Raw genomic sequence first — 15,839 nt, forward strand, 5'->3', positions numbered from 1 at the left:
CTGGTCTTCTTTCGCGCGCTTTCCAGCAGCGGCTTGATGATCTCGAATTGTTCGCGACTGATGTCACTTGGATAGCTTTTTCTCACCCCCTGAGCTTCTCATACCTCAGAGACTTTGAACACGTTCTCAGGCCTTGCCCGTAGAGCCGTAGCCGCCTTCGCCGCGCTCCGAGACGGCCTCGAATTCGTCGACCAGGCGGAAGCTGGGCTGCACCACGGGAACGATCACCAGTTGGGCCAGGCGGTCCATGGGCTGGAGGGTGAACGCCGTGGGCGAGCGGTTCCAGGCGCTGACCATCAGCTGGCCCTGGTAGTCGCTGTCGATCAGGCCGACCAGATTGCCGAGCACGATGCCGTGCTTGTGGCCCAGGCCCGAGCGCGGCAGGATCATGGCCGCGTAGCCCGGGTCCTTGAGGTAGATCGCCATGCCCGTGGGCACGAGCTGCCATTCACCGGGGGCGAGCGTCAGCGGCGCGTCGAGGCAGGCGCGCAGGTCCAGGCCGGCGCTGCCGGGCGTGGCGTAGGCGGGCAGGTTGTCGCGCAGGCGCGCGTCGAGAATCTTGAGGTCAACGTTCATGGGAGGTTGCCCACGACCCAGGCGCGCATGGGCGCGCGCGCCGGGCCGGTCAGGGCCTGTGTCAAAAAAGAAAATACCTGGGCGCCGCAAGCGGCACCCAGCGGGTGCTGGCCGCCATCATCGCCGAAATTGCGGGCAGCGCGCGGGCCCGGCGTCAGCGTTTCTTGCCGACCAGCCCCTTGCGCACGGCGTTGAACACCACGCCGCCGACCACCAGCAGGCCGACAAGCCAGATCGCCGCACCTTGCCAGAAGAACATGGCCGTGACCACGAGCAGCCACAGCACGAACGGCACCAGCTTGAACCCGGCCTTGAGCACGGGCTTGCTGACCGCCTCTTGCGCCTGGGCGCGCGTGCGCTCCCGGCTTTCGGCGGGCTGGCGGGATGCGGCGCGTGCGTCGTGCGCCGCAGCGGGTGCGCGCGCCTGCGCGCGGCGCTGGTCGTCGGCGTTCGACAGCAGCTGGTCGACATAGCGCACGAAGTCGCCATCGGCCGGGCCGCTGTAGTCGGAGCTCGCCAGATTCACCGTGGCGCCCCGCCCCAGCGGCGTGCTCTTGCGGCCCTTGAACGGCGGCAGATTGTTGGTCCATGGGTTCATGTGAGCACCTGTTGCGCGCCGGGGCGCAGCGTGGCCGGCGCGCCGGCCAGGCGCTGCGCGATCTCGGCAACGAGTTGCTGGGCCAGCACGCGCTTGGACGCATGCGGGAGTTCGCGGTGACCGTCGGCGTCGATCAGCAGCAGCGCATTGTCGTCCTGCCCAAAGGTCGCGGGGCCGATATTGCCGACCAGCAGCGGCACCTGCTTGCGCAGCCGCTTGGCCGTGGCATGGGCCAGCAGGTCATGGCTTTCGGCGGCGAAGCCGACGCAGTACAGCTGGCCGGCGCGCGCGCGCGGCGACTGGGCAACGCGCGCCAGGATGTCGGGGTTCTCGACGAAGGCCAGCGCCGGCACTTCGCCCGAGCCGTCCTTCTTGATCTTCTGCTGCGAAGCCAGCGCCGGGCGCCAGTCGGCCACGGCTGCGGTGGCGATGAACACCGTGGCGGCAGCTACCGCCTGATCCACCGCCATGCCCATCTGCTCGGCCGACTCCACATTGATGCGCCGCACGCCGCGCGGCGTGGGCAGGTGCACGGGCCCGGCCACCAGCGTGACTTCGGCGCCGGCCTCGCGCGCCGCACGCGCAATCGCAAAACCCATCTTGCCGCTGGAGCGGTTGGTGATGCCGCGCACCGGATCGATGGCTTCGAAAGTGGGGCCGGCCGTAACCAGCAGGTGCTGGCCCATGAGTTTCTGCGGCGTGAAGAAGGCGCTGAGCTCTTGCATCAGTTCGGCGGGCTCGAGCATGCGGCCGTCGCCGGTCTCGCCGCAGGCCTGCTCGCCCGTGCCCACGCCCAGCACCGTGGCGCCATCGCGCGCGACCTGGGCGAAATTGCGCTGGGTCGCGGGGTGGACCCACATTTCGCGGTTCATCGCGGGCGCGAGCAGCAGCGGCACGCGCTCGGCAGGCCGCGCCAGGCACAGCAGGCTCAGCAGCTCGTCGGACCGGCCCTGGGCCAGGCGCGCGGCGAAATCGGCGCTGCACGGCGCGATCAGCACGGCATCGGCTTCGCGGCTCAGGTTGATGTGCGGCATGCGATTGGGCTCGCGTGCGTCCCACTGCGAGCCATAGACCGTGCGGCCAGAGAGCGCCTGCATGGTCACGGGCGTGATGAACTGCTCGGCCGCCTCGGTCATGACGACCTGCACGGTCGCCCCGGCCTTGATCAGCAGCCGGCACAGCTCCGCCGACTTGTAACAAGCAACGCCTCCACTGAGGCCCAGAACCAGATGTTTACCAGCGAACTCTTTCATGTGTCGAATTTAGCAGACAAGGCAAGTCGATGGACGCCTGTTTGACAGGGTATATCGCTGCCCACTCGGACGCGTGAAATGGGCACGCATCTATAATCCTTCTTTACCAACACCTATAAAGACATGACCAAATTTGTCTTCGTCACCGGCGGTGTGGTGTCTTCCCTGGGCAAGGGAATCGCCTCCGCCTCCCTTGCTGCGATCCTCGAATCGCGCGGCCTCAAAGTCACTCTGATCAAGCTCGATCCCTACATCAACGTGGATCCGGGCACCATGTCGCCGTTCCAGCATGGTGAAGTGTTCGTGACGGACGACGGCGCCGAAACCGATCTGGACCTGGGTCATTACGAGCGTTTCATCGAAACGCGCATGAAGCAGTCCAACAACTTCACCACCGGCCGCATCTACCAGAGCGTGCTCGAGAAGGAACGCCGCGGCGACTACCTCGGCAAGACCGTGCAGGTCATCCCGCACGTGACCAACGAAATCCAGGACTACATCAAGCGCGGCGCCGGCATAGGCACGAGCGACGCTGTCGATGTGGCGATCTGCGAAATCGGCGGCACCGTGGGCGACATCGAGTCCCTGCCCTTCCTCGAAGCCGTGCGCCAGCTGAGCCTCAAGCTGGGCCCGAACAATTCGGCCTTCGTACATCTGACCTACCTGCCCTGGATCGCCACGGCCGGCGAGCTCAAGACCAAGCCCACCCAGCACACGGTGCAAAAGCTGCGCGAGATCGGCATCCAGCCCGACGCGCTGCTGTGCCGCGCGCTGCATCCCGTGCCCGCCGAAGAGCGCGAAAAGATTTCGCTGTTCACCAACGTGCCCGAATGGGGCGTGATCTCGATGTGGGACGTGGACACCATCTACAAGGTGCCGCGCATGCTGCACGAGCAGGGCCTCGACGGCCTGGTCTGCGACAAGCTGCGCCTGAACACCCCGCCCACCAGCCTCAAGCGCTGGGACGAACTGGTGCACGAGACCGAGCATCCCCAGGGCGAAGTCCGTATCGCCATGGTCGGCAAGTATGTCGACCTGTCGGACAGCTACAAATCGGTCAACGAAGCCCTGCGCCACGCCGGCATGCGCAACCATGTGCGCGTGAAGATCGACCACCTCGACTCCGAGACCATAGAAGCCGCGCATGCGCCCGAGAAGCTCGCGCAGTACGACGCCATCCTGGTGCCCGGCGGCTTCGGCTCGCGCGGCGTCGAAGGCAAGATCTGCACCGCCCGCTTCGCGCGCGAGAACAAGGTGCCTTACCTGGGCATCTGCCTGGGCATGCAGGTGGCGACCATCGAGTACGCGCGCCATGTCGCCGGCCTCGACAAGGCCAACTCGACCGAGTTCGATCCCACGACCCCCCACCCCGTGATCGCGCTGATCAACGAGTGGAAGGACGAGGACGGCACGATCAAGAAGCGCGACGAGAATTCGGACCTCGGCGGCACCATGCGCCTGGGCGCGCAAAGCTCCGACGTGCAGCCCGATACGCTGGCCCACAGCATCTACGGCCCGGTCGTGACCGAGCGCCATCGCCACCGCTACGAAGCCAACGTGAACTACCTGGACAAGCTGCGCGACGCCGGCCTGGTGATCTCGGCGCTGACCCAGCGCGAGAACCTGACCGAGATCGTCGAGCTGCCCAGCGACGTCCACCCCTGGTACATCGGCGTGCAGTTCCACCCCGAGTTCAAGTCGACGCCCTGGAATGGCCACCCGCTGTTCAACGCCTTCATCAAGGCCGCACTCGCGCACCAGAAGCAGCGCAGCGCCGCCAAGGCCTGATAGCCCATCAAAAGGAAACCCCCATGAAACTCTGCGGCTTTGACATCGGTCTGGACCAGCGCTTTTTCCTCATTGCCGGCCCTTGCGTGGTCGAGTCCGAGCAGCTGCAGATGGACGTGGCCGGCCAGCTCAAGGAAATCACGGCGAGCCTGGGCATCAACTTCATCTTCAAGAGCAGCTTCGACAAGGCCAACCGTTCCTCGGGCGCGAGCTTTCGCGGCCCGGGCATGGAAAAAGGCCTGGAGATCCTGGCCAAGGTCAGGAAGGAACTCAACGTTCCCATCCTGACCGATGTGCACACCGTCGAAGAAGTGCCCTATGTGGCGAGCATCGTCGACATGCTGCAGACGCCGGCCTTCCTGTGCCGCCAGACGGATTTCATCCGCGCTGTCGCCCAGTCGGGCAAGCCGGCGAACATCAAGAAGGGCCAGTTCCTGGCCCCGCATGACATGAAGCATGTCATCGCCAAGGCGCGTGCCGCGGCCCTGGAAGCGGGCCTGCCCGAAGACTCGTTCACCGCCTGCGAGCGCGGCGCGAGCTTCGGCTACAACAACCTGGTCAGCGACATGCGTTCGCTGGCCATCATGCGCGAGACCAACGCCCCCGTGGTGTTCGACGCGACGCACAGCGTGCAGCTGCCCGGCGGCAATGGCGAGACCAGCGGCGGCATGCGCGAGATGGTGCCCGTGCTGTCGCGCGCGGCCGTGGCCGTGGGCATTTCCGGCCTGTTCATGGAAACCCACCCCGATCCCTGCAACGCGCTGTCCGACGGCCCGAACGCCGTGCCGCTCAAGCACATGCGCGCGCTGCTCGAAACGCTGGTCGCGCTCGACGACGTGACCAAGCGCAACGGCTTTCTCGAAAACCAGTTTGGCGCCTGAAGCACCGGCTTTGTGCCCTGCAACTCCAGCACCCGCCGGCCAACGCCGGCAGGTGCGATGGCCGAAGCGCCGGGCCCTGCCCCGCTTCCCGGCTGGATGATCTGATTCAAAAACCTTCAAAGGAAAATCATGAGTGCGATTGTTGATATCGTTGGCCGCGAAGTGCTGGACAGCCGCGGCAACCCCACCGTCGAATGCGACGTGCTGCTGGAATCGGGCGTCATGGGCCGTGCGGCCGTGCCGTCGGGCGCATCCACCGGTTCGCGCGAAGCCATCGAGCTGCGCGACGGCGACAAGAGCCGCTACCTGGGCAAGGGCGTGCTCAAGGCCGTGGAACACATCAACACCGAAATCTCGGAAGCCGTGCTGGGCCTCGACGCTTCGGAACAGGCCTTCCTCGACAAGACCTTGATCGACCTCGACGGCACCGACAACAAGGGCCGCCTGGGCGCCAACGCCATGCTCGCCGTGTCGATGGCCGTGGCCCGTGCCGCGGCCGAAGAAGCCGGCCTGCCGCTGTACCGCTACCTCGGCGGCATGGGCGGCATGCAGCTGCCCGTGCCGATGATGAACGTCATCAACGGTGGCGCGCACGCCAACAATTCGCTCGACCTGCAAGAGCTGATGATCATTCCCGTGGGCGCGCCGACCTTCCGCGAAGCCGTGCGCTGGGGCGCCGAAGTGTTCCACGCCCTCAAGAAGATCATCCACGACAAGGGCATGAGCACGGCCGTGGGCGACGAAGGCGGTTTCGCGCCTTCCGTGGAAAACCACGAAGCCGCGATCCAGCTGATCCTCGACGCGATCGAAGCCGCGGGCTACAAGGCCGGCGAACAGATCGCCCTGGGCCTGGACTGCGCCGCCAGCGAGTTCTACAAGGACGGCATGTACGTGCTGGCCGGTGAAGGCAACATGACGCTCACGGCCACGCAGTGGACCGACATGCTGGCCGGCTGGTGCGACAAGTACCCCATCATCTCCATCGAAGACGGCATGGCCGAAGGCGACTGGGATGGCTGGAAGATCCTGACCGACCGCCTGGCCGCCAAGGTCCAGCTGGTGGGCGACGACCTGTTCGTCACCAACACCAAGATCCTCAAGGAAGGCATTGACAAGAAGATTGCCAATTCCATCCTGATCAAGATCAACCAGATCGGCACGCTGACCGAAACCTTCGCCGCCATCGAAATGGCCAAGCGCGCCGGCTACACGGCCGTGATCTCGCACCGTTCGGGCGAGACCGAGGACTCGACCATCGCCGACATCGCCGTGGGCACCAACGCCGGCCAGATCAAGACCGGCTCGCTGTCGCGCTCGGACCGCATGGCCAAGTACAACCAGCTGCTGCGCATCGAAGAAGACCTGGGCGAAATCGCCGTCTACCCGGGCCGCGCTGCGTTCTACAACCTGCGCTGAGACAAGCAGGCTGCGCCGGCGCGCAGCCCGCGGTGAAGAGGCCCGCCTCTTCACCGACCTGCTTTGCCTCGCCACGCCATCGACAATACCCCCATGGTCCATCGCATCGTCCCGCTGATTTTGCTGGTGCTTCTTGCCGCCGTGCATGCGCAGCTGTGGCTGGGCCAGGGCAGCGTGGCCTATGTGCAGGAGCTGCACCAGCAGATTGCCGACCAGAATGCCGCCAATGCATTGGTGCGCAATGAAAACGAGCGGCTGTCGGTCGAAGTCAGCGACCTCAAGAACGGTCTTGAAATGGTCGAAGCCAAGGCCCGCAGCGAACTGGGCATGCTCAAGCCCAACGAAATCTTCGTGCAGGTCACGCACCGCTGACCTGTGTCCGAGTTGATTGCCGCCGCGCCTGCCGGCTGTCTGGTGCAGGTGCTAGGAGCCTGCCATAGCGGCGCCGACGCGCTGTGCGCCGACCTGGCCCAGGCCTTGCCGCACTGCACTGTGCTCAACGCCAGCCCTGCCTGGCTGGGCGAACACGCTCCCGACCTTCCCTTGCAGCCACTGCAATGCTGGCTGCTGTGCGGGCTTGATCTCGACTGCCCGCCCCTTGAGCAGGCGCGCCAGCAGCGCGAAGACGCGGCGCTGCGCGCGCAGCTCGCGCGCGCCGGCCTGGTGTTCCGCGTAGTCTATGGCACGACGCCCCAGCAGCGTCTGTCGCAGGCCCTGCAGGCCCTGGACGCTGTCGCCCCCTGCGAGGCCACGGCGCGCCACCGGCCCGGCGAGGCCAGCCAGCGCTTGCGGCCCATGTGCGAGCAATGCAGCGATCCGGAGTGTGAACGGCGCTTGTTCAGCGCGTTGAACCGCTGACAGCCGGGCGCGCCCACCGCGTTCACCCTGAGCCTGCCGAACGACAAACCCGGGCCGCGCTATTTGAAGCGGCTTACTGCACCGCTTCCGAACTCGGCGGCTGCTTTTCGGGGCCGGTGAACAGGGTCGCGGCGTCTATCGGGTCGAAGCGGTATTGCTGGCCGCAATACTCGCAGCCGACTTCGATCTGGCCGCGTTCCTGCACGATGCTCTCGATCTCATCGGGGCCCAGCGTGCGCAGCATGCCGGCGACGCGCTCGCGGCTGCAGTTGCAGGCAAAGCGCGGCGCGCTCTCGCCTTCCTGGGGCGCGAAGCGCACCAGCTTCTCTTCCCAGAACAGCCGGCGCAAGATGGTGTCGACGTCCAGCGTGAGCAACTCTTCGCGCGTGAGGCTCGAAGCCAGCGTGGCGATGCGGTTGTACTCTTCGTTCAGGCCGTTCTGGTCCAGGCCCGAATGCGCGCTTTCGGTCGCGGCGGCGAGGTTCGCTTCGCCCTTGACGGGCATGCGCTGCACCAGCAGGCCCGCGGCCACCTGGTCGTTCGCGGCCAGCACCAGCACCGTGTCGAGCTGCTCCGACTGCAGCATGTAGAACTGCAGGGCCTGGGACAGCTGCTCGAAGCGCCGGCCCTTGGCGTCTTCCAGCGGCACCACGCCCTGGTAGGGCTGCTGGCCGGGCTGGCGATCCTTGGGATCCAGCGTGATCGCGCAGCGTGCGCCCCCCGCGACATTGAGCAGCTCGGCAAGATGGGCGTTGTCGGCGACCGGATGGTCGCTGCGCACCGTGGCGGTGGCGCGCACGCTCAGGTCGGGCTGGACTTCGGTCACGGCCAGCTTGACCGGGCCGTCGCCGAACACCTGCATGACCAGCGCCCCATTGAACTTGATGTTCGACTGCATCAGCACGCCTGCGGCCGCCATCTCGCCGAGCAGGGCCTGCACCGGCGGCGCATAGGCGCCGGTATCGCTGTTGCCCGCGCGGCGCGCGAGGATTTCGGTCCAGGCATCGGTCAGGCGCACGATCATTCCGCGCACCGGCAGGCCATCGAAAAGGAATTTATGGAGTTCAGACACGCAGGAGTTCCTGGAAAAATGCCCGGTTTTCAGCCGAGCTTGCGCAAGCCGCTCTTGTAGCGGCGCGCGTTGTCAATGTAATGCTGCGCGCTCTTGCGCAGCCCTTCGATCTGCTCGGGGGTCAGGTCGCGCACCGCCTTGGCGGGGCTGCCGATGATCATCGAGCCGTCGGGAAATTCCTTGCCTTCGGTCACCAGCGCGCCGGCGCCGACCAGGCAGTTCCTGCCGATCTTCGCGCCATTGAGAATCACCGCCCCTATGCCGATCAACGACTCGTCGCCTATGGTGCAGCCATGGAGCATGACCTGGTGGCCCACGGTCACGCGCTCGCCCACGACCAGCGGCTTGCCCGGGTCGGCATGCAGCACGCTGGCGTCCTGGATATTGCTGCCCGCACCGATCTGCAGCGTCGCCGTATCGCCGCGCAGCACGCTGCCAAACCAGATGCTCACGTCCTCACCCAGCACCACATCACCGATCACCTGGGCGCTGTCGGCCACCCAGGCCGATGCGGCCATCTGTGGCGCACGGCCATCGAGTTCATAAATCGCCATCGGGTTTGTCTCCGCTTGTTATGTAAAACCTAGAATTGTAGGGATGGAGTTACGTCACCACGCCCTTGAGGCCTTATGCCTTGCCGACCCCGAGCGCAAAGCCCGCCAGACGCTGCATATGCATGCGCAGCAGGATTTTTCAATAGATCCTGCCGTCGAACTTGCGCCCGCGCCCGGCACCACGCTGCCCGGCCACCCCGAACGGCCCGAGCTGCGCGTGCACACCGAAATGGCGCGGCGCTCGCCGGCCACGCCGCATGGCCGCGCGGTGCTGATCCACGCGATTGCCCACATCGAGTACAACGCCATCAACCTCGCGCTGGACGCGATCTGGCGTTTTCCCCACATGCCCCAAGCCTTCTACCGCGACTGGCTGCAGGTTGCGGCCGAGGAGGCCAAGCATTTCAACCTGTTGCGCGCGCACCTGCGCGGCCAGGGCCATGACTACGGCGACTTTCCCGCCCACCAGGGCCAGTGGACGATGTGCGAGAAGACCAAGGACGACATCGTCGCGCGCATGGCACTGGTGCCGCGCACCATGGAAGCGCGCGGGCTCGACGCGACACCCCAGATCCAGGCCAAGCTGCGCCAGGTGGGCACGGCCGACGCGCTGGCCGCGGTCGAGATCCTCGACGTGATCCTGCGCGAGGAAGTCGGCCATGTGGCAATCGGCAACCACTGGTATCGCTGGCTTTGCGAGCGCGGCGGGCTAGACCCCGAAGCGCATTTCATCGACCTGATGCGCCGCTACGAAGCGCCGCGCCTGCGCCCGCCGTTCAATACGCAGGCGCGGCGCGCGGCAGGCTTCAGCGAGAACGAACTGCGCTGGCTCGAGCAAAGCTGAGCTGCGCCCGCCCCAAAGCCCACAGGCGCAGCACTTGTTCCTACAATCGATGCGGTAGGGCGTCTGCCCTGACCGGCCTTGTTAGATTGCGACCCATGATTTCTTCGACCACTGTCCCCGCCTCCGTCCCGCCCCTGATTGCCCGGCAGTGCATCGTCAACCACCTCAACCAGGTCGTTGGCTACGAGCTGTTCAACCGCTCGCGCGGCGCCTCCCTGCATACCGCGGCCTCCGATGTGCTGCTGGTGTTCACCGCGCTGTCGCATGTGGGCACCGAAGACATCGTGGGCACCAAGCTGCTGTTCGTCAATTGCACCCACGAAAGTCTCGCGGGCGGCCACCTGGACCTGCTCAATCCCGAGCAGATGGTGCTCGAGATCCCGCCGCTGGGCCATGCGGCCAGCGACGAGGTGACAGCGCGCCTGCCCATCCTCGCCCAGCTGCGCGCGCAGGGCTTTCGCCTGGCGTTCAGCCACAGCGTGCTCGACTCCATCTATGCGCCCTGGCTGCAGCTGGCCGACTACATCAAGCTCGACCTCTCGGCGCTGCCGCTCGACCAACTCGCGGTGCTGATCCAGTACGCGCGGCGCCACACCCAGGCCCAGCTGATTGCCGAGAAGGTCGAAACCCAGCAGCACTACGAGACCGCGAGCCGCCAGGGCGTGCAGCTGTTCCAGGGCTACCTGTTCGCGCGCCCCTCGGAAGTCCACACCCAGTTGCTGCCCCCGGCGCAGGCCCACATCATCGAACTGATCAACCTGCTGCGCCTGCAGGCCAGCACAGAGGCCATAGAGGAAGTGCTCAAGAAGGACGCGGGGCTGGCCTTCAACCTGATGCGCATGATCAACTCGGCGGGCTTTGGCCTGCGCCGGGAAGTCAACTCCTTTCGCGAGGCGGTGATGATTCTCGGCCTGCGCAAGCTGTTTCGCTGGGCCGCGCTGCTGTTCACGGCCACGCGCGATGGCGGCCCGCCGCCCGCCATATGCCAGACGGCCGTGGTCCGCGGGCGGCTCATGGAACTGCTCGCACTCGAAGCGGGCATGGGCGCGGAGCAGGCCGACCAGGCGTTCGTCACCGGACTGTTCTCGCTGCTCGATGCCATGCTGCCGTTGCAGCTCGCGCCGGCGCTGGCACTGATCAACCTGCCCGAAGCCGTGTCCAGCGCGCTGCTGCGCGGCGAAGGCCCGCTGGCCATGCTGCTGACACTGGCCAAAGCCTGCGAATCGAGCGACGACGCAGCTTTCGACAGCGCCGCGCGCAGCCTGGCACTGAACAGCACGCAAATCAATGGTGCGCACCTGCAGGCCCTGGCCTGGACCGACCATCTGACCGATCCGCTGTAACATCCCTGCACGTCCACCCCCTGCCCGCTCGCCGCCCAACGAAGTTCACTTCATAATCCAACGATGAGTTCCATTCCCCCTGGTGCCCTTGCCTCGCCCACCTTGCCCCAAGGTGTCGATGATGACAATCTGGCCATCATCGCGAGGCAAGCCATCGTCAATGAAAAGCGCGAGGTCTACGGCTATGAACTGTTCGACCGCTCCACGGCCCACGACGCCCATACTGCCGCGAGCGACGCCGCACTGCTGTTCAATGCGCTGTCCTACGCAGGCGCCGAAGCCCTGGTCGGTCAGAAGACGGTGTTCATCAACTGCACGCAGGAAAGCCTGGCCGGCGGTCACCTCGAACTGATCCATCCCGACAAGGTGGTGCTCGAAGTGCCCACGCTCGAAGAGGGCGCGTCGCAGGCCGAGATCGAAGCCCGGCTCAACGTCTTCAAGGGCCTGCGCGAACGCGGTTTCCGCCTGGCGTTCAACCAGAACCTGCTGCGCCGCGCCTATGCCAGCTGGCTGCCCATGGCCTCGTTCATCAAGCTCGACCTGCAGTCCTTCGCGCTCAAGGATGCGCAATCGCTGGTGAACTTCGCGCGCACCTATACCAGCGCCCGTATCGTCGCCGAAAAAGTCGAGACCGCCGAGCAGTTCGAGCACATGCGCGACCTCGGCGTGAACTACTTCCAGGGCTACTGGTTCGCCAAGCCCGACCTGGTGCGCGCCCAGACCATACGGCCTTCGCAGGCCACCATCCTGCAACTCATCAACCTGGTGCGCAGGCAGGCCGGCACGGCGGAGATCGAGGACCTGCTGAAGAAGGACCCGACGCTGTCCTTCAACCTGCTGCGCTTCATCAACTCCTCGGGCTTCGGGCTGTCGTGCGAAATCACCTCGTTTCGCCACGCGGTAATGATCCTGGGCCTCAAGAAGCTGTTCCGCTGGGCCGCGCTGCTGATGACCACCTCGCGCAGCGGCGGCTCGCCGCCGGCCGTGGGCCAGACGGCCGTGGTCCGCGGGCGCCTGATGGAGCTGCTCACGGCCGAGCTGCTGCCGCCCGAGGAATCCGACAATGCGTTTGTGGTCGGCGTGTTCTCGCTGCTCGACGTGATGCTCGGCGTACCGCTGGCCAAGGCGCTCGAATCGGTGGCCCTGCCCCAGCCCGTGATCGACGCCCTGCTGCACGGCACGGGCGTGTTCGCCCCGTTCCTCGAACTGACCAAGGCCTGCGAGAGCGGCGACGACGCGGCCTTCGCGCTCAATGCCAATGCCCTGCACCTGACCAACCACCAGGTCAACTGGGCGCATCTGCAGGCACTGACCTGGGCGGAAAACCTGGATTCTGAATAGAGGCCCCTGCGCGGCCAGAAAAAAAGCCGGCTGTCCGTGAGGACCGCCGGCTTTTTGCGCAAGGCGCGCAAACTCAGTCGAGCTTGATATTCGCCGCGCGGATGATGCGCGCATTGGCTTGCGACTCTTCGGCGATCTGGCGCGCGAAGTCGGCGGCCTTGCCGCCCGTGGCGACGTTGTCGGTCGCGGCCAGCTTGGCCTGCAGTTCGGGGTTGGCCAGGGCCTTGTTGATCTCGGTGTTGAGCCGCTCGACGATGGCCGAAGGCGTGCCGGCCGGCGCGAAAACGCCGAACAGCGAGGACAGGTTCGCCGAGGCGTAGCCCAGCTCGGCGAGCGTGGGCACATTGGGCAGCGATGCGAGCCGCTTGGGCGCGCCCACGGCCAGGGGGTGGAATGCGCCGGCCCTGATGTGCTGCAGCACCGCGGGTCCGGCATTCGTCGACAGCACTTCGAACTGCGCGCTCAGCCCGTCATTGAGCTGCTGGCCACCGCCCTTGTAGGGGATGTGGGTGATCTCGGCCTTGGCCGAGTAGGCGATCTGCTCGAGCATGATGTGGCCCAGCGACGCCAGGCCGGCCGTGGCCCAGCGTATGCTGCCCGGGTCCTTCTTCGCCTGATCGATCAGCTGGCCGAAATCCTTGGCCGTGCTGCGTTTGGTCGCGAGCAGCAGCACCGGCGAATACATCACGCTGGCCACGGGCACCAGGTCCTTGGTCGGATCGAAGGGCAGCTTGCCCAGGTGCGGGCTCAGCGCCAGCGGGCTGATCGCCGAGAAGCCCAGCGTATAGCCGTCAGGCTGGGCCTTGGCGACCTGGTCCAGGCCGATCGCACCGCCGGCGCCGGCCTTGTTCTCGACCACGATGGGCTGGCCCAGCTGCGCCGTGAGCTTGTCGCCGAGCGCGCGCGCGACCACGTCGCTGACGCCGCCCGCGGGATACGAGACCACGACGCGAACCGGACGCGCAGGCCAGGACTGGGGCTGGGCCCAGGCCACCATCGGCAACACGGCCAGCGCACCGGCGGCAAGCCAGCTGCGACGCAAAGAATTTGTCATTACCACTCCGAAATTGAGATGCATGGGGAGACACGCGCGGCCCGGCACGCCCGGGCCGGTCGCGGCGCAAGGGCTGCATTTTGCCTTAGGCCACGTAAGCAACGCTAATGGACACGCATAAAACCGCAAAGGCACCCATCCATTGAGACCCTAGCCCCTCGGGTGGTGCTCGGCATGCAGCGTCTTGAGCCTCTCGCGCGCGACATGGGTATAGATGGTGGTGGTCGAGATATCGACATGGCCCAGCAGCATCTGCACCACGCGCAGGTCGGCGCCGTGGTTGAGCAGGTGGGTCGCGAACGCATGGCGCAGCGTGTGCGGCGACAGCGGCGCGGTAATGCCCGCCTGCTGCGCGTACTTCTTCACCAGCAGCCAGAACATCACGCGCGACATGCCGCTGCCGCGCTGGGTCACGAACAGGTCATCGCTGTGCTGCCCTCCCAGGATGGCCTGGCGCCCCTCCTGCAGGTAGCGCTGCAGCCACCAGGCGGCCTCGTCGCCGAACGGCACCAGCCGCTCGCGCTGGCCCTTGCCCATGACGCGCACCACGCCCGAGCGCAGATCGACCTGGTGATTTTGCAGGCCCACGAGCTCGCTCACGCGCAGGCCGCTGGCATACATCAACTCGAGCATGCTGCGGTCGCGCAGGCCCAGCGGCGTGGCCGCGTCGGGCGCATTGAGCAGCGTCTCGACCTGGGCCTGGGTCAGCGTGTGCGGCAGGCGCGGCGGCTGGCGTGCGGCCAGCAGGCGCACCGTGGGATCGGCGGGCACGCGCTTTTCGCGCAGCGCCCAGTGGAAATAGCGCCGCAGCACGGTCAGCCGGCGGTTGGCGCTGGTCGCCTTGGTGTGCTCGAGGCGCGCCGCGAAATACCCCTGCAGCTGCGGCTCCTGCGTGGCGTCGAGCGCCAGCGGTTCAGGCAATTGCGCAAGCCACTGCGCGTAAAGCGTGAGGTCGCGCCGGTAGGCGGCGAGCGTGTTGCGCGACAGGCCGTCCTCGAGGAACAGCGCATCGACAAAGGCGTCGATGGCCGCCTGGCTCTGGGGCAGCGCGGGCGTGGCAGCGGAAGAAGACAAAGGGGTCGGCATGGGCCAAGCCTACACCGTATGGCCACGATGCAAAAACCCGCAGCGCCGGCTCGGGGCCGATGCTGCGGGTTTTCATGTGGCGACGGCCTTCGCGTACCGCGACAGGCCTCGGTGGACGCTTAGTCCAGCGTCAGCTTCTGCTTCACGACCACGTCCTTGTAGACGGCCAGTTCGTTCTTGAGTTCGGCGGCGAACTCTTCGGGCGAGTTGGCGACCACGAGCGAGCCCGTGTCTTCGATGCGCTTGCGCACTGCGGGATCCTGCAGCGCCTTGCGGGTCGCGGCGTTGATCTTTTCGACCAGTTCCTTGGGCATGTCCTTGGGGCCCAGGATGCCGTAGAAAGCCATGCGGTTCACCTGCTCGAGGCCGACTTCCTTGAACGTCGGAACGTCGGGCAGCACGGCCAGGCGCTGGGGAGCGGCCACGGCGATCGCGACCAGGCGCTTGTCCTTGATGAACGGCAGTGCCGAAGGCAGGTTGTCGAGCACCATGGGGATCTGGCCGGCAACGGCGTCATTGAGCGCCGGGCCCGCGCCGCGGTAAGGCACGTGGACCATGTCGATCTGCGTCAGGCTCTTGTACAGCTCCATCAGCATGTGCTGCACGCCGCCCGTGCCCGAGGAACCGTACGAGTACTTGCCTGGATTCTTCTTCAGGTAGGCCTCGAAGGTCTTGTAGTCCGTTGCCGGGAACTTCGGATTCACCGCGATCACATTGGGCGTGGCCGCGATGTTGATGATGGGCGTGAAGTCCTTGATGGGATCGTAAGGCGTCTTGGGGTTGATGGCCGGGTTGGTGGCCATGCTCGACAGCGTCGCGATACCGAGGTTGTAGCCATCGGGCTTCTGACGCGCGGTCTCGAGCGCACCGATCGCACCGCCGCCACCGCCGCGGTTTTCGACCACGACGATCTGGCCCAATTCCTTGCCCAATGGCTCGGCAATCACACGCGCAATGATGTCTGTGGTGCCGCCGGCGGCAAAGGGAACCAGCAGTTTGATGGGCTTCGTTGGATAGGCCTGGGCCATGACAACCGAACTCGCGAGTGCCAGGGTAAGGCCGAGCCAGCGATTGCGTTGAGACATAAAAGTCACCTTTTAGGGTTTTTAGACTCTGGAATGCTAAGCGTTGGACCCACTTCGGCAAAGCGGCTGCAGGCACTAATTTATGGGTGT

The 15,839-nt window shown here is 66.0% G+C and carries 17 protein-coding genes; 8 read left to right on the forward strand and 9 right to left on the reverse strand.

Annotation, left to right across the window (positions count from 1 at the left end):
• From GVL12_RS12010 to coaBC, 4 genes are all read right to left on the reverse strand, one after another.
• Positions 1 to 86: transposase (locus GVL12_RS12010; protein ID WP_368855041.1), on the reverse strand; the 86-nt coding region annotated here is incomplete at its 3' end.
• A gap of 40 nt (positions 87 to 126) precedes the next feature.
• Positions 127 to 576 (reverse strand): dUTP diphosphatase, encoded by a 450-nt coding sequence (dut, locus tag GVL12_RS12015; protein ID WP_159914208.1) that lies wholly within the window; start codon positions 574 to 576, stop codon positions 127 to 129.
• A 154-nt stretch (positions 577 to 730) separates the two neighbouring features.
• Positions 731 to 1,174, reverse strand: coding sequence for a hypothetical protein (locus tag GVL12_RS12020; protein ID WP_159914210.1), 444 nt, complete (start codon positions 1,172 to 1,174; stop codon positions 731 to 733).
• Complete coding sequence (gene coaBC / locus GVL12_RS12025) at positions 1,171 to 2,427, reverse strand: bifunctional phosphopantothenoylcysteine decarboxylase/phosphopantothenate--cysteine ligase CoaBC (protein WP_159914212.1); 1,257 nt, start codon at positions 2,425 to 2,427, stop codon at positions 1,171 to 1,173. Before coaBC ends, GVL12_RS12020 begins: the two co-directional genes overlap by 4 nt.
• Positions 2,428 to 2,550: 123 nt before the next feature.
• Here coaBC and GVL12_RS12030 point away from each other — a divergent pair, with 123 nt between their 5' ends.
• From GVL12_RS12030 to GVL12_RS12050, 5 genes are all read left to right on the forward strand, one after another.
• Positions 2,551 to 4,215, forward strand: coding sequence for a CTP synthase (locus GVL12_RS12030; RefSeq protein WP_159914214.1), 1,665 nt, complete (start codon positions 2,551 to 2,553; stop codon positions 4,213 to 4,215).
• Positions 4,216 to 4,238: 23 nt separating this feature from the next.
• Positions 4,239 to 5,096 (forward strand): 3-deoxy-8-phosphooctulonate synthase, encoded by an 858-nt coding sequence (kdsA, locus tag GVL12_RS12035; protein ID WP_159914216.1) that lies wholly within the window; start codon positions 4,239 to 4,241, stop codon positions 5,094 to 5,096.
• Positions 5,097 to 5,225: 129 nt separating this feature from the next.
• Positions 5,226 to 6,512: a phosphopyruvate hydratase gene (gene eno / locus GVL12_RS12040; RefSeq protein ID WP_159914218.1), complete on the forward strand. Its 1,287-nt coding sequence runs from the start codon at positions 5,226 to 5,228 to the stop codon at positions 6,510 to 6,512.
• Between the two features lie 93 nt (positions 6,513 to 6,605).
• Positions 6,606 to 6,884, forward strand: coding sequence for a septum formation initiator family protein (locus tag GVL12_RS12045; protein WP_159914220.1), 279 nt, complete (start codon positions 6,606 to 6,608; stop codon positions 6,882 to 6,884).
• Positions 6,885 to 6,887: 3 nt separating this feature from the next.
• The gene (locus tag GVL12_RS12050) at positions 6,888 to 7,370 is read left to right on the forward strand and encodes a hypothetical protein (RefSeq protein ID WP_159914222.1); all 483 of its coding nucleotides are present in this window, start codon (positions 6,888 to 6,890) and stop codon (positions 7,368 to 7,370) included.
• Between the two features lie 73 nt (positions 7,371 to 7,443).
• Here GVL12_RS12050 and GVL12_RS12055 read toward each other — a convergent pair whose 3' ends face one another.
• Positions 7,444 to 8,442, reverse strand: a complete 999-nt coding sequence (locus tag GVL12_RS12055) for an Hsp33 family molecular chaperone HslO (RefSeq protein WP_159914224.1) — start codon at positions 8,440 to 8,442, stop codon at positions 7,444 to 7,446.
• 29 nt (positions 8,443 to 8,471) lie between these two features.
• The gene (locus tag GVL12_RS12060) at positions 8,472 to 8,996 is read right to left on the reverse strand and encodes a gamma carbonic anhydrase family protein (RefSeq protein WP_159914226.1); all 525 of its coding nucleotides are present in this window, start codon (positions 8,994 to 8,996) and stop codon (positions 8,472 to 8,474) included.
• 43 nt (positions 8,997 to 9,039) lie between these two features.
• Between GVL12_RS12060 and GVL12_RS12065 the strand changes: the two genes are divergently transcribed.
• The 3 genes from GVL12_RS12065 (at position 9,040) to GVL12_RS12075 (ending at position 12,524) form a co-directional block, all read left to right on the forward strand.
• The gene (locus tag GVL12_RS12065; protein WP_159914228.1) at positions 9,040 to 9,840 is read left to right on the forward strand and encodes a ferritin-like domain-containing protein; all 801 of its coding nucleotides are present in this window, start codon (positions 9,040 to 9,042) and stop codon (positions 9,838 to 9,840) included.
• A gap of 95 nt (positions 9,841 to 9,935) precedes the next feature.
• Positions 9,936 to 11,183, forward strand: coding sequence for an EAL and HDOD domain-containing protein (locus tag GVL12_RS12070; RefSeq protein ID WP_159914230.1), 1,248 nt, complete (start codon positions 9,936 to 9,938; stop codon positions 11,181 to 11,183).
• 63 nt (positions 11,184 to 11,246) lie between these two features.
• Positions 11,247 to 12,524 (forward strand): EAL and HDOD domain-containing protein, encoded by a 1,278-nt coding sequence (locus GVL12_RS12075; RefSeq protein ID WP_159914232.1) that lies wholly within the window; start codon positions 11,247 to 11,249, stop codon positions 12,522 to 12,524.
• Between the two features lie 73 nt (positions 12,525 to 12,597).
• Here the strand turns inward: GVL12_RS12075 and GVL12_RS12080 are convergent, their stop codons facing one another.
• The 3 genes from GVL12_RS12080 to GVL12_RS12090 all read right to left on the reverse strand — a co-directional run bounded on the left by GVL12_RS12080 (position 12,598) and on the right by GVL12_RS12090 (position 15,749).
• On the reverse strand, positions 12,598 to 13,578 hold the full coding sequence (locus GVL12_RS12080) for a tripartite tricarboxylate transporter substrate binding protein (protein WP_159914234.1): 981 nt from the start codon (positions 13,576 to 13,578) through the stop codon (positions 12,598 to 12,600).
• 150 nt (positions 13,579 to 13,728) lie between these two features.
• Positions 13,729 to 14,664 carry a site-specific tyrosine recombinase XerD gene (xerD, locus tag GVL12_RS12085; protein WP_159914236.1) on the reverse strand — a complete coding sequence of 312 codons (936 nt, stop codon included), beginning with the start codon at positions 14,662 to 14,664 and terminating at the stop codon, positions 13,729 to 13,731.
• Between the two features lie 119 nt (positions 14,665 to 14,783).
• Positions 14,784 to 15,749, reverse strand: coding sequence for a tripartite tricarboxylate transporter substrate binding protein BugE (locus GVL12_RS12090; RefSeq protein WP_159914238.1), 966 nt, complete (start codon positions 15,747 to 15,749; stop codon positions 14,784 to 14,786).
• Positions 15,750 to 15,839: the final 90 nt, after the last annotated feature.

Source organism: Pantoea sp. 18069 (assembly GCF_902706035.1).
Lineage (GTDB): Bacteria > Pseudomonadota > Gammaproteobacteria > Burkholderiales > Burkholderiaceae_C > Comamonas.